The sequence below is a fragment of the uncultured Alistipes sp. genome (assembly GCF_910580175.1).
Lineage (GTDB): Bacteria > Bacteroidota > Bacteroidia > Bacteroidales > Rikenellaceae > Alistipes.
The window spans coordinates 1-13959 of the sequence record NZ_CAJTXD010000006.1 but is presented as its reverse complement, the minus strand read 5'-3'; the positions used below and the strand labels follow the sequence as shown (position 1 = coordinate 13959).

The window sequence follows — 13959 nt, the reverse complement described above, 5'->3', positions numbered from 1 at the left end:
CATGGCAGAGAAAAGGGACTACTACGAAGTGCTGGGCGTAGAGAAGAACGCTAACGCCGACGAAATAAAGAAGGCCTACCGCAAAGCGGCCATCAAATACCATCCTGACAAGAATCCGGGCGATAAGGAAGCCGAAGAGAAGTTCAAGGAGGCCGCCGAGGCCTACGACGTGCTGTCGAATCCCGACAAGCGTGCGCGCTACGACCAGTTCGGCCATGCCGGCATGGCCGGTGCGGCGGGCGGAGCCGGCGGATTCGGGGGAGGTTTCGGCGGATTCTCGATGGAAGACATCTTCTCGCAGTTCGGCGACATCTTCGGCGGACATTTCGGCGGCGGGTTCCGCAGTTCGTCGGGCGGCGGCCGCAGGGTCAACCGCGGGTCGGATATCCGCGTGAAAGTGAAACTCACGCTTGCCGAGATCGCCACGGGCGTGACCAAGAAACTCAAGATCAACAAGACCGTGGCCTGCGAAAAATGCGGCGGCACCGGGGCCAAGGATGCCGCGTCGTATTCGACGTGTTCGACCTGCAACGGCTCGGGCTATGCGATGCGCGTGGAAAACACCTTCTTCGGCCGGGTGCAGACGCAGGGCGTATGTCCCACGTGCGGCGGCTCGGGCAAAGTCATCACGGCGCCCTGCGACCAGTGCAAGGGCGAAGGCACCGTCCGCGGCCAGGAGGTGGTGGAGATCGCCATTCCGGCCGGCGTAGGCGAGGGGATGGCTCTCACGGTCACGGGCAAGGGCAATGCAGCCCGGCAGGGCGGCGTGAACGGCGATCTGCTGGTGCTCATCGAAGAGATTCCCGATCCCGAGCTGATCCGCGACGGCAACGACCTGATTCACAACCTCAATATTACCGTGACGACCGCCTTGCTGGGCGGCACGGTGGAGGTACCCACGGTCGACGGACGCGCCAAGATCAAGATCGCACCCGGAACGCATGCCGGCAAGGTGCTGCGTCTGGGCGGCAAGGGCATTCCCGACGTCAACGGCTACGGCCGCGGCGACGAACTGGTAGTGGTAGACATCACGATCCCCGCGAAACTCAATGCCGAGGAAAAGCGTCTGGTCGAACAGCTGGCCCAGCAGCCCGATTTCCAGAAAGCCGAGTCGGTCAAGAATCAGAATATTTTCGAGCGGATGAAAAGTTTCTTCAGATAAGATACCAGCATGTTAGGCTTCACTCCATTCAAGCGCCACGCGAACAAGTTCAACTACATTCCGCGCTACTACGACCCCGAAAAGGAGGCGCGCGAACAGCGCCGTGCCGAGTTGCGGGGCGAACGTGCGGAAGATGCCGGGCGCGAATACCGCCCCGGACAATATATCCGCACCCAGCGCGAAGCGCGGGCCGCACGTCGCGGCCGCGAAGAACAGCGGGGGCGCGTGCGGGTGTGGAAGATGGCTGTGGGCGCCGTGCTGGTGCTGTTGTTCATCTATATGCTCTATCCCCGGCTGGCCGATGTTTTCCTGCGCAGCCGGAGTGCGGCCCCTGCGGTTGCCGACGGCGCACCGCGGACGGAGGCGCAGGCGCCCGCCGACGCGTTCGATCAGTCGCAGGTAAGCGACGTGGAGTGGCAGGAGCAGCGCATCGTGGTGGTTCCCAACGATTATTCGGAATAACATGGCCGACCGCATCAGACTTTTGCCCGAGGTCGTCGCCAACCAGATCGCGGCCGGCGAGGTGGTCAACCGCCCTGCGTCGGTCGTGAAGGAGATGATGGAAAACGCCATCGACGCCGGTGCCGGGCGTGTGCAGGTCAACTTCCGCGACGGCGGCAAAGACTTGATACAGATCGTCGACGACGGCTGCGGCATGTCGCCCATCGACGCGCGCATGGCTTTCGACCGCCATGCCACCAGCAAGATTTCGGCCGTGGACGACATCTATGCGCTCTCTACGTTCGGCTTCCGCGGCGAGGCGCTCGCGTCGATCGCCGCCGTGGCGCAGGTCGAGCTGCGCACGCGCCAGCAGGGCGACGAAGTGGGCACCTGCACCGAGATCAACGGCGGACAGTTCGTGGCCCAGAAACCGGTCATGTGTCCTGTGGGGGCGCAATTTTTCGTGCGCAACCTTTTCTACAACGTGCCGGCGCGCCGCCGCTTCCTCGACAAAAGCACGGCTTCGGCGTCGCAGATCCGCACCGAGTTCCAGCGTGTGGCGCTGTGCAATCCGCAGATCGCCTTCGAACTCTATGCCGACGATGCGCCCGTCTATACGCTTGCCGCGACATCGCTTGCGGGGCGTATCGTCGATGTGGTGGGCCGGCACGTGAAGCAGAACTTGCTGGAGGTGGGGGCCGACACGTCGATCGCCCGCATCGAGGGGTTCATCGGACGTCCTGCCGCCGCCAAACGGCGCAACTCCGAGCAGTTTTTCTTTGTCAACGGGCGCTATTTCAAGAGCCAGTATTTGGCCGGCGCGATTTTGAAGGCCTACGAGAAACTCATCCCCGAGAACTGCGCCCCGTCGTATTTCCTCTATCTTTCGATCGACCCGTCGCGGATCGATGTCAACGTCCATCCCCAGAAAACCGAGGTCAAGTTCGCCGACGAGGAGGCCGTGTGGCAGATCATGAATGCGGCCGTGCGCGAAACGCTGGCCAAGACGGGCGCCGTGCCGCTTATGGATTTCGACCGCGAGGGCGGGGTGGACATTCCTGTTTTGCAGCAGGGCGCTGTCTATTGCGAGCCGCGCGCCATGTCGGACGAGGGCTACAACCCGTTCCGTGACGAATACATTGACCCCTCGGCGCCCGATCCCGACGGCGATGCCCTTGGCGATCCCGACGGCGATGCCCTTGGCGGCGTGCCTTGGCATGGCGGTGCTGCGACCCTTTCCGACGTTCCGGCGGCAGGGGCGGGCGGCAGACGCCCGTTGTCAGGGTCGGCCGGTACGGCCGGATTCTCCGGCGGCGCGGCATGGGGCGGCGAAGAGTTCGAGGAGTTCGTCTCGGGCGGCGCACCGTCCGAAAGCGGCTTCGACTTCATCCCCTCCGAGGCCGATGCCACGCAGCAGGCGCTGCCCATCGAGCCGCGGCCCGAGTTCGCCGATCCGATGCCGCTGGCCGGGGGGTATGTCGCTGCGACATGGGGCGGGCGGCTGGTGGTCGTCGACGTGCGGCGTGCCCGCGAACGCATCTTCTATGAGGACTACCTGCGCATGCTCTCCAACGGCTCGGCCGTTTGTCAGCAATTGCTCTTTCCCGAGCGGCTGGTGCTCTCGGGCGAGGAATACGCCTTGCTGGAGGAGAATGCCGTGGAGTTCGCCGCTCTGGGATTCGACATCGACTTCGTGGGCGAAGGGGCCGTCGACGTCAAAGGTGCGCCGGCCGATCTGCCGGCCGAGGGGATCGACAGCATGATCTACGACCTTTTGCAGGCGTTCACGATCCCCGTGTCGCTCGGCGACGTGCGGCGCGAACGGATCGCCATAGCCATGGCGCGGGGCGTTGCGCGCCGCAGCGTGCCGATGCTTACCCGTGAGGAGGCTGCGGCCTTGCTCGCGCAGCTGGCCGAGACGGGCAACGTGAGCTTTTCCCCCTCGGGCAAGACCGTTCTTGCCGAGATTCTGCCGGAAGATATCCGCGCCAAACTCGGATAATCCGCCGGAAAAACGTAACTTTGCAAAAATTTCGATGCGATTCATGAACCGTTATTTTCAGACGCCGCCTGTGGTCAAGAACTTGATTATCATCAACGTGCTGATCTTCTTGGCGATGACGCTGCTGCCCTCGTTGAGACTCGTTGTCAACGAGTATTGCGCGCTGTGGGTGGGGCTGCCCTCTTTCCGCAGCTACCAGTTCGTTACCTACATGTTCCTACACGCCAATTTCGAACATGTGTTTTTCAACATGTTCGCGCTGTGGATGTTCGGTCGCACGCTCGAATACGAATTGGGGTCGAAGCGGTTTCTGATCTTCTATATGGTCTGCGGCGTGGGTGCCGCGCTCATCCAGGCGGCTATTGCGTGGGCCTTGCACGAACCGATGATGCTGGTCGGCGCTTCGGGCGCCGTTATGGGGTTGCTGCTGGCGTTCGGAGTGCTGCATCCCAATGCGGTCATCATGCTGCTGTTTCCTCCTATTCCGATGAAAGCCAAGTGGTTCGTCATCATCTACGGCATCATCGAATTGCTGCTCGGCTGGCGCGGCGTCGGTAATGTAGCCCATTTCGCTCATGTCGGCGGCATGTTGTGGGGGTTCTTGCTGCTGCTCTGGTGGAAACGGCGCGGCATAATCCATTTCTGAAATGAACGGGGATCTGTACAGCGATGTTACCGGACGCCCGTCGCGGCGGAGCAGCTGGGCGATGCGGTTGGCCGATGCCCTGCTCTTGCTGGCTACGTTCTGCGTGGCCGTGGCGATGACGATCGTCTTCATTGTCCCTTATGTCGACCCTGCGCGGCTTTGGTTTCTGCCTTTGCTGGGGCTGGCTGCTCCGGCAATCTATGTCGCGGCGGTCGTTCTGGCGCTCTATTGGATCATCCGCTGGCGGTGGGGCTGGGCCGGGCTGATGCTGGCGTTCCTGCTGGTCGGGTTGTTCTGGATGCCGCTTTTCTGGAAACCCCGGCTCGGACGCAGCTACAAGCCGACGACTTATGCCAAATCGGCCGTGAAGGTGTTGAGCTATAATGTGCGCTCGTTCCAGGATGCCGCCGGCGGGGAGTGCGCCGATCCCATGTTGCAGCTCATAGACAGCCTGAATGCCGACATCGTGTGTCTCCAGGAGTTCTCCCGCCATGCGGCCGAGCGGAGTCCCCGTTACGAAGCGTTGACCGAAAAGTATGGAAGCGCCCGTTTCGGACTGGACGAGCAGGCCGATTTCCAACTGGTCATCCTCAGCAAGTACCGCATCGTCCGGTCGGGCGTCGTGCTTGCGCCCGAATCGTCCGTATGGGCCGATCTGGCCGTGGGGGACGACACGGTGCGGGTCTACAACAACCATCTGCTTACGACCTCGATCAAGGCTGCCGACAACGACTATATTACCAACCGCGACTTCATTGCCGATGCCGACCGCGAGCGGAAATTCCGCAGCATCGCATGGCGGCTGCGCGTGAGCGGGATGCAGCGGGCTTCGCAAGCCGACTCCATTGCTGAAGCAATGGCTTCGCAGCGTGTACGGCGGATCGTGTGCGGCGATTTCAACGATACGCCCGTCTCCTATGTCTACCGCACCATGGTGCGGGGTGCGAAAGATGCCTTCGCCGAGGTAGGCCAGGGCTATTCGCACACCTACCGCGGATTTTTCGACATGCTGCGCATCGACTTCATCTTCGGCACGCCCGACCTGGAGGCGCTCTCCTACGAAGTGCCCGAGGCGGGGTGTTCCGATCATCTGCCCGTGCTGGTGCGCTTTCGGCCGCTTGAACTTCAAAACTAAACCCAAATACATCATGATTTTCGATTCTTTGCAAAATTGCGCGCTCTATGCGAACGTGCATCCGCGTCTGAAAAAGGCTTTCGAGCTGATCGCATCGACCGACTGGACTGCTTTGGAACCGGGTATCCACGAACTGGACGGCCGCGACATCTATGTGAACATCATGGAACGCGACCTCAAGAAGAAAGACGATGCCAAACTGGAGGTGCACGACGAGTATATCGACATTCAGGTTTTGTTGAGCGGCAGCGCCGAGTCGTTCGGTTGGAGCGAGCGCAAGGCGCTGAACAAGCCGCAGGGCGAATTCAACAAGGAGAAGGACATTCTTTTCTTCGACGATGAACCGCAGACCTACTACACGTTGCAGCCTGGGCAATTTACGGTGCTTTTCCCGCAGGACGGCCATGCTCCTCTGGTCGGCGAGGGCAAAGTACGCAAGGCCATCGTCAAAGTACGCATGTGATCGAGTACTCGATTACCGGAAATGATGATCCCCGGACGTATTGAACGTGCGGGGATTTAAATTAAGAGAGAATATAGAAGAAAAAGAAATTAGAGGACGCAGGATGCCGGCGCAAAATACCGGGCGAAAGTGCCGGAAGAATGCTGAAAGCAAAGTGCCGGAGGAATATCGGCAGAATGCCGCGAGAAAAGTGTCGGGAGAACACCTTCCCTCTCCTCCTTGGTTGTTTGGGGTAATTTGGGTTGTCCGGGTATTTGGGGCAGTAGGGCGCCGGAGGGGCGCACCGGGGATGCAGGGAACATTGGACGCACGGAAATAACATGGGGTTATGCCGAAATACCCCGGTTGTGCAGAACTATACTGGTGGGCAAAAACCCGGACGTGCGGAAACACCCGGATGGGGCTGTGCGGCGATATTCGGAGCCTTTTATTTCCCGATGGCCCGATAGTCGAATCCTGCGGCGAGGAGTTCGGCCTTGTCGTAGATGTTGCGGCCGTCCACGATCACATGGCTGCGCATCAGTGCATGCAGCCGCGTCCAGTCCGGCATGCGGAACACCTTCCACTCCGTGACCAGCGCCACGGCGTCGGCCCCGCGGGCCGCTTCGTACATCGTCTCCGCATAGTCCACGCGCGGGCCGTAGAGCCGGCGGCATTCGTCCATAGCCGCAGGGTCGAAGACGCTCACTTCGGCACCCGCCTGTGTGAGCTGCTCGATCGTCTTCCGGGCGGGCGCCTCGCGCATGTCGTCGGTTTCGGGCTTGAAAGCCAGACCCCACAGCGCCACGCGTTTGCCGCGCAGGTTGCCCAATGCCTGGTGCAGTTTCTCGAAGACGATGTTTTTTTGCCGTTCGTTCACACGCTCCACCGCTTCGATCACTTCCATCGTGTAGCCATGCTCCTGTGCCGTACGGGCCAGCGCCTTCACGTCTTTGGGGAAGCACGAGCCGCCGTAGCCGCAGCCGGGGTAGAGGAATTTGTTGCCGATGCGGACGTCGGAACCGATGCCTTGGCGCACCAGCTCCACGTCGGCGCCTACGCGGTCGCAGAGGTTGGCGATTTCGTTCATGAACGAAATCCGCGTCGCCAACATCGCGTTGGCGGCATATTTGGTCATCTCGGCCGAGCGGATGTCCATGAAGATGACGCGAAAGTTGTTGATCAGGAACGGCCGGTAGAGCTTGGTCATCAATTTTTTGGCCCGGTCGCTGTCTACGCCCACCACCACCCGGTCGGGCGACATGAAATCCTTGATGGCGGCGCCCTCCTTCAAAAATTCGGGGTTCGCCGCCACGTCGAACGGCACTTCGCAGCCGCGGCGCTGCAACTCCTCCTCGATCACGGCCCTTATTTTCTGCGCCGTGCCGACCGGCACCGTGCTTTTCGTTACCAGAAGCGTGTATTTGCGGATGTGGCGGCCGAACGTGCGGGCCACCTCCAGCACCTGCCGCAGGTCGGCCGCGCCCTCCTCGTCGGGCGGCGTGCCCACGGCCGAGAAAACCGCCTCCGCATCGTCCAGACACTCCGCCAGGTCGGTCGAGAAGCTCAGACGCCCTGCCGCCGTGTTCTTGCGCACCAACTCTGCCAGTCCCGGCTCGTAGATCGGCACCCCGCCTTGGCGCAGTTGCGCGATCTTCGTCTCGTCGGTGTCGACGCATGTCACGTCCAGCCCCATTTCGGCAAAGCAGGTGCCCGAGACGAGTCCGACGTAGCCTGTGCCTACGATCGCGATTTTCATTTTTCGGACGTTTTATCCATGCGTGCGGCGATTTGCTGCGCCAGCTTGCGGCAGGCCGCGTCGGCATCGTCGCTGAAGCCCTGCTTCATTTCGACGGCATCCGCTGCGGGTTCCCATTTCATGCGCTGGGCGAATTCGGCCATGTTGCGCACGGCGCAGCCGGCCCAGCAGAACGAACCGAAGAACGCGAAGTTGCGCTGCGGGATGTTGCGCGCGGCGACCATTTCGAGCAGCTGCGCCACGGGCGGAAAGAGCGCCCCGTTATAGGTCGGGCTTCCCACCACGAGCGTGTCGTAGCGGAACAGGTCGCGCAGCACGTAGGAAGGATCGGCGTAGGTAAGGTTGTGCATGGCGATTCGGCGCACACCGGCCTCGGCCAGGTGGCGGGCGATGCGCTCGGCCATCTGTTCGGTGTGGCCGTACATCGAGCCGTAGGCGATGACCACGCCCGGTTCGCCCCGGTAGCTGCTCATCCGGTCGTAGAGGTCGAGCACCTGCGGAATCTGCGCTTGCCAGACCGGGCCGTGGGTCGAGCAGATCGTCGCCGGGTCGAGACCGCGCACCTTCTCCAGTGCCTTCTGCACCGGCGAGCCGTATTTGCCCACGATCGAAGCGTAGTAGCGGCGCATCTCGTCCCAGTAGAGCGCAGGGTCGAGCTGCGAGTCGGTCACCCCGCCGTTCAGGGCGCCGAACGTGCCGAACGCATCGCCCGAGAAGAGCGTGCGCCGCTCGGGACACCACGTGACCATGGTCTCGGGCCAGTGCACCATCGGCGCCATGCAGAACGTCAAGGTCAGCCCGCCCAGATCCAGCGTGTCGCCCTCCTTGATTTCGAGTGTCGCGGCCTTCGAGCCGTAGAATCCCTCGACCATTTGCAGCGCCTTGGCGTTGCTTACCAGCCGGATGTCGGGATAGCGCAGGCGCAGGGCTTCGATCGACGACGAGTGGTCGGGTTCCATGTGGTTGATGACCAGATAGTCGATCTTGCGGTCGCCGATTTCGCGGCGGATGTTCTCCAGCAAGAGACCGCCGAAGCGTTCCTCGACGGTGTCGATCAGGGCGATGCGTTCGCCGACGACCAGGTAGGCGTTGTATGATACCCCTGCCGGCAGCGGCCACAGCGCTTCGAAGCGCGTCGTGGTGCGGTCGTTGACGCCTACGTACCGGATTCCGGGATGGATTTCTGCAAAAGACATGACGATATGTTTCTGGTTTCGTGGACGAAGTTACAAAAAAATCTTTACTTGGTGCGGGTTTTCTTGCTGCGGTCGAGTTTCTGCAAATTTGGTGCTGCATGCGGCCTGGCAAAAATATACAGGTTTGCAGGTTTTGTGCCGCAGTGACGAAAAACGAGAGTTTCCCTGTTGAGGGAAACTCTCGTTGTGGAATCGGCCGTCCGGCAAGGATGCTTTTCGGGCCGGCCGGGTCAATAGGTGTCGCCGGCCTTGGGTGCGGCCACGGTCGGGTTGTTTTCGATCGCGGAATTGACGTTGCACTCGGCTTCGGGGACGATCAGCAGGAAGAGCGGCGATTCGGCCGGCAGGTTCCAGGCCACGGTCGTCGCGTAGTTGGTGCCCAGACGGTGTACGGGCTTCTTCAGGCGCATGATGTCGAACCACGAGTGGCCCTCGCCCCACAACTCGATCCTACGCTGGAACCACACGGCATCGATGAACTCCTCCCGGCTCGTTGCGGTGCATGTGTAGGAGGGGTCGCGGTAGGTCTGCACGAAGTTTTCCAGGATGGCGGCGCCCTCGGCTATGGAACCGTTGGCGCTCAAGCCTTTGGCCTCGGCTTGGATGAGCAGCATCTCCTCGACGCGCATCAGGGGGATGTCGCAGGCGTTGGTCGCATTGTTGTAGATGTTCTGGTAGGCCCCGAATTTCACGTTCAGATAGGGCGCCTGCCAACCTGCCCACTCGGCGATGTTGTATTGCTTTCCCTTGTAGGTAATCGTCCATTGCCAGTCGACGTTGGGGCAGGGGTGCTCGATGTCGCAGAACTCCCAGTATTTCTGTTCCTGACCGGTGGTTTCGTCCTTTTCGGTCTTTTGTTCGGCCAAGGCCCACCAGCCTTTGCGCACGTCGGTGTCGGGAATCCGGCTGTATAGTTCGCTGTTGATGTAGCGGCCCGAATAACCTGGGGAATAGCCGTTGCCCGTGAACGAACACATGTGCGCCGGGAAGTTGACGATGCCCGACTGCACTACGTCGTTCGATTCGCCGATGACATTGCCCCACAGCCAGGCGTGGTTGAACGCGTTGAATGAGGGCTGCGAGACTTCGGCGATCGAATAGGGCGTGTAACCCTGGGCCGCTGCCGCTGCGTCGTCGTAGGCTCGGTCGTAGTTTTTCATCAACAGATGGGTGCGGGCGCGCAGGCCGTAGGCGGCCTGGCGGTTGATCTGTCCGGCCTGACCCGACGTCGGCAGGAGGGCGATCGCCTCGTCGAGGTCGAGCAGAATCCGCTCGTAGACCTCGGCGACCGTGGCGCGGGGGTTGTGCGCAGCTTCTTCGCCGGTCATGGTCTCCGGCACCAGGGGCACGGCGAGAGCTTCGCTGTGGCCGTCATAGGTAAACTGGTAGAGCTGCACCAGGTTGAGGTAGTCGAACGCACGGATGGCCAGCGCCTGGCCGCGGAATGCCCGCAGCGAAGCGTCTTCGGTGTCGGCCGGAACGCTGGCGATGATGCGGTTGGCGAGTCCCATCTGCTTGTAGAGGTTGTTCCAGATGAAGTAGCCGGCCAGCGACGTCGCGGTGCGGTCGCTCATTTCCAGGTTGGAGACGAACCAGTTGTAGCCGCTGTCCTCGGAGGGGGTGTCCTGCCCCCAGGAGTCCATCATCATCAGGATGGCGGCGTAGCCGAAGTCGTAGTGGAGTGTCCGTCCCGACCACTCTTCGATGGCCAGCAGCTCGATCATCGAAGAATAGAGCGAGAGCACGTCGGATTCCAGTTTCGCGGGGTCTTGGGTAAGGACTTCCTGTTTCTGATCCTCGGTCATCGTGTCGCCTTCGGGTGCGGTGTCGAGATCGCCGGCGCATGCGATGAGCGCCGACAGGGAGAGTGCGGAAGCGATGATTCTATATAATGGTTTCATAATCGGCAACTTGTTTTACTTGTTAGAACGTCAGGTTGATACCGCCCGAAATCGTCCGGATCGGGGCGTAGCGGTAGTTTCCGGCCGCCGTGTAGGACTGGCGCGGATCGAGGCCCTTGCGTTTGGCGAAGAGCGCTACGTTGTCGGCCGCCATGTAGAGGCGCAGTTTGGCGATGCGGATCTTGCTCGTCCAGCTGCGGGGGAGCGTGTAGCCCACCGTGATGTTGGTGATGTCGAGGTAGTTCGAGCTGGTCAGAAAACGATCCGAGAGGCTGTTGGCGTAGTTGTCGGACGAGAACAGCCGCGGCACGTCCGTCGAACCGGCTTCGTCGCCGATTTGCCAGGCGCGGAGGATGTCCTTGTGCCAGTTGCTGCCGGCCGAGGAGGCGGTGCCCGAGTGCATGAGGACCGCATAGGTGTTGTCGTAGATCTTGCCTCCCAACTGGTAGGCGAAGGCGATCGAGAAGTCGATGCCGTAGGCTTCGAGCGAGGTGCCGAAGCCGCCGTAGACCTTCGGCAGCAGGTCGCCCGTGGCGAAACGGTCGGCCGTGGCGTAGTCGGAAGTCGTCGTGCCGTCGGCCTTGTACCAAGTCGCCTCGCCGCTGCTGTTCACGCCTGCATATTTGCGCAGGTACATCTGATACATCGACTCGCCCTCGCGGTAGATGCGCGAGCCGTCGATCCATTCGCCGTGCAGCGACTCGTCGAGTTCGATGATCTTGTTCTTGAGGTAGGTCAGGTTGGCGTTGAGCGTCCAGGTCACGTGCCGGGTGCGGAAGATCGTGCTGCTCAGATCGACCTCGACGCCCGAGTTGCGCACCGAACCCACGTTGGTGGGGTAGTAGGCGTAGCCGATGGTGTTGGGCGAAGGCATGTAGTAGAGCATGTCCGTGGTCTTGCGGCTGAAATACTCGACGCTGCCGGCCAGACGGCCGCCCCAGAACCCGAATTCCACGCCGGCATTGAACGAATGGCTCGTCTCCCACGTGATGTCCTTGTTGCCCTTGTAGGAAAGCGCCGTGGCGAAGTTGCCGTCCAGCTCCGAGAGCTTGTATTGATCTGCGTAGGGGTAGTAGTTGACGTCGCCTGTCTGGTAGAGCAAGTTGTCGTTGCCCTGGATACCGTAGGAAGCCTTGATCTTCAGCAGGTCGATCCACTCCGCGCCGGCCATGAACGTCTCCTTGGAGAGGAGCCAGCTTGCACCCACCGAGCCGAAGTTGCCCCAGCGGTGATCCTTGTGGAAGCGCGACGAGGCATCGCGGCGGTAGGATGCCGAAATGTAGTATTTGCCGTCGTAATCATATTTGACCTGGGCGAAATAACCCTCCGTCGAATAGTTGTCCGAGGAGGAGTCGTTCGACTGCTGGCTGATGGCGTTGTTGAGTTCCGGAATGTCGGAGTTGAAGATCTTTTCGCGCCCGCCTTGCAGGTAGGACCGCTTCCACTTGTAGCTTTCGTGGCCCAGAAGGAGGTCGATGTTGTGCCGCTCGGCGAATGTGGCGGTATAGTTGAGCAACTGCTGCTGGTTGAGTCCCAGCTCGCGCTGGCTGGCCACGTAGACCACGCCGCCCACGTTGGCATACTGCCCGTAGTAGGGGTTGTAGAGCCGCTGGTAGCGGTAGTTGGAGAGGTCGACGCCCAAGTTGTAGGTAAACTTCATCCCCTTGACGATGTCGACCGTGGCGAAGTAGCGCGACGTGAAGTCGTCGTAGGTGTAGACCGCCTTGTCGAGTTCCCACAACGATGCGGGGTTCGAACCCGACATGAACGTACGCTTGTAGGGCATGCCGGTCGTGGTGTCGCCGAAATCGTACATCGTGTAACCGTGGCTGTCCTTGGCTATCGTGCCCTCCGCATTGCGGATGTAGAGGGGATAGATCGGGGCGATCATGCCGGTAAGGTAGAAGATGTTGACCGACGAACCGCTGGAAGTCTGGTTCGACGGATTGCGGTTCTCGACGTTCGAGTAGGACATGTTGGCGCCGAAACGGAGCCATTTTTTAGCTTGGTAGTCGGCTTTCAGACGGGTGGAGTAGCGCGTGAATCCCGAATTGGACATGATGCCCGAGTCGTCCAGATAGCCCAGCGACGCATAGTAGTTGATCTTGTCGGAGTTGCCCGAAATCGAAACGTTGTATTCTTGGCGCAGGTTGCCTGCGTCGAAAAGCTCGTCGAACCAGTTGTCGGGCAGGAACAGATGCTCGCCGTTGACATAACCCAGGGTGGCGTTGGGGTTGAGCCGTCCGTCGGCGCCGACCAGCGTTTCGCCGGCCGGATAGTCGAAGACACGGTAGCCCACGCCGCCCGCTTGGTTGGTGTAGATGTTCTGCTCGACGTATTGGGCGGCCTGCTCGGGTGTGAACTGCTGGTTGATCCGTGCGAAGTTGCTCATCGACCGGGCCGTAAGCTCCATGTACTGCCCGGGATCGGTAATGACGTCGTATTGAGGCACGGCGCGCGAGTTCGAACCCCATTTGGCGTCCACCGTGATGACCGCCTCGGCGCTCTTGCCGCGCTTGGTGTTGATCAGAATCACGCCGTTGGCGCCGCGGGCGCCGTAGATGGCCGAGGCCGCAGCGTCCTTGAGCACGGTCATCGACTCGATGTCGGAGGCATTGATCGACGATATTTGACCGTCATAGGGAACGCCGTCGATGACGTAGAGCGGTTTGTTGCTGGCTGCCAGCGACCCGATGCCGCGGATGCGGATGGTCGCCTCCTCGCCCGGCTGTCCGTTGGCGCTCGTCGCCTGGACGCCTGCCGTCACGCCTGACAAGGCGTTGGTCACGTTGGAGACCTGGCGTTTGGCGATCTCCTCGGTCTTGATGACCGAAGCCGAACCGGTAAAGGATTCTTTCTTGGCCGTGCCGTAGGCCACCACGATCACGTCGTCGATGGAGTGGGAGTCCTCGTCGAGCACGACCTCCACGACCGTTTTGCCGGCCACGGCCACCTGTGCGGGCCGGTATCCGATGAACGATATCGAGAGCGTGCTTTCAGCGGGCGCCGCAAGCGCGAACTTGCCGTCGGCACCCGTCGTCGTGCCGAGGGTCGTCCCTTCGACCACCACCGTGGCTCCTGCCACGGGTGTGCCGTCGATACCGGTAACCCTACCTGAAATCTGCGTGTTCTGGGCCGAGGAGAGCAAAATTCCCCCCCCCAGCATGGCAATTAACGATAGTACAATTTTTCTTACCATAGCCGTTAATTTTTGTGTGTTTTTTAAAATAAAAAGTTCCTTACAAAGATAACTTACCACACAGTAATTTGCAAGA

The 13959-nt window shown here is 61.0% G+C and carries 10 protein-coding genes; 6 read left to right on the top strand and 4 right to left on the bottom strand.

Annotated features, from left to right (window positions below; translation table 11 throughout):
- Position 1: 1 nt before the first annotated feature.
- From dnaJ to QZ298_RS07625, 6 genes are read left to right on the top strand one after another with little or no spacing between them, the layout of a single operon-like run.
- Positions 2-1162 carry a molecular chaperone DnaJ gene (gene dnaJ / locus QZ298_RS07650; RefSeq protein ID WP_296007607.1) on the top strand — a complete coding sequence of 387 codons (1161 nt, stop codon included), beginning with the start codon at positions 2-4 and terminating at the stop codon, positions 1160-1162.
- A 9-nt stretch (positions 1163-1171) separates the two neighbouring features.
- Positions 1172-1624: a hypothetical protein gene (locus QZ298_RS07645; protein ID WP_296007605.1), complete on the top strand. Its 453-nt coding sequence runs from the start codon at positions 1172-1174 to the stop codon at positions 1622-1624.
- A gap of 1 nt (position 1625) precedes the next feature.
- Positions 1626-3605 carry a DNA mismatch repair endonuclease MutL gene (gene mutL, locus QZ298_RS07640; protein WP_296007602.1) on the top strand — a complete coding sequence of 660 codons (1980 nt, stop codon included), beginning with the start codon at positions 1626-1628 and terminating at the stop codon, positions 3603-3605.
- A gap of 43 nt (positions 3606-3648) precedes the next feature.
- Positions 3649-4251 (top strand): rhomboid family intramembrane serine protease, encoded by a 603-nt coding sequence (locus tag QZ298_RS07635; RefSeq protein WP_296007599.1) that lies wholly within the window; start codon positions 3649-3651, stop codon positions 4249-4251.
- 1 nt (position 4252) lies between these two features.
- On the top strand, positions 4253-5386 hold the full coding sequence (locus QZ298_RS07630; RefSeq protein WP_296007596.1) for an endonuclease/exonuclease/phosphatase family protein: 1134 nt from the start codon (positions 4253-4255) through the stop codon (positions 5384-5386).
- A 13-nt stretch (positions 5387-5399) separates the two neighbouring features.
- A complete protein-coding gene (locus QZ298_RS07625; RefSeq protein WP_296007593.1) occupies positions 5400-5849 on the top strand; it encodes a YhcH/YjgK/YiaL family protein in 450 nt (149 codons plus the stop codon).
- Between the two features lie 427 nt (positions 5850-6276).
- Here the strand turns inward: QZ298_RS07625 and QZ298_RS07620 are convergent, their stop codons facing one another.
- From QZ298_RS07620 to QZ298_RS07605, 4 genes are all read right to left on the bottom strand, one after another.
- Positions 6277-7587, bottom strand: a complete 1311-nt coding sequence (locus tag QZ298_RS07620; protein ID WP_296007591.1) for a UDP-glucose/GDP-mannose dehydrogenase family protein — start codon at positions 7585-7587, stop codon at positions 6277-6279.
- Positions 7584-8783, bottom strand: a complete 1200-nt coding sequence (locus QZ298_RS07615; protein WP_296007588.1) for an FprA family A-type flavoprotein — start codon at positions 8781-8783, stop codon at positions 7584-7586. Before QZ298_RS07615 ends, QZ298_RS07620 begins: the two co-directional genes overlap by 4 nt.
- Positions 8784-9013: 230 nt before the next feature.
- Positions 9014-10684: a RagB/SusD family nutrient uptake outer membrane protein gene (locus QZ298_RS07610; protein WP_296007586.1), complete on the bottom strand. Its 1671-nt coding sequence runs from the start codon at positions 10682-10684 to the stop codon at positions 9014-9016.
- Positions 10685-10706: 22 nt separating this feature from the next.
- Positions 10707-13883 carry a TonB-dependent receptor gene (locus tag QZ298_RS07605; protein WP_296007583.1) on the bottom strand — a complete coding sequence of 1059 codons (3177 nt, stop codon included), beginning with the start codon at positions 13881-13883 and terminating at the stop codon, positions 10707-10709.
- Positions 13884-13959 lie beyond the last annotated feature (76 nt).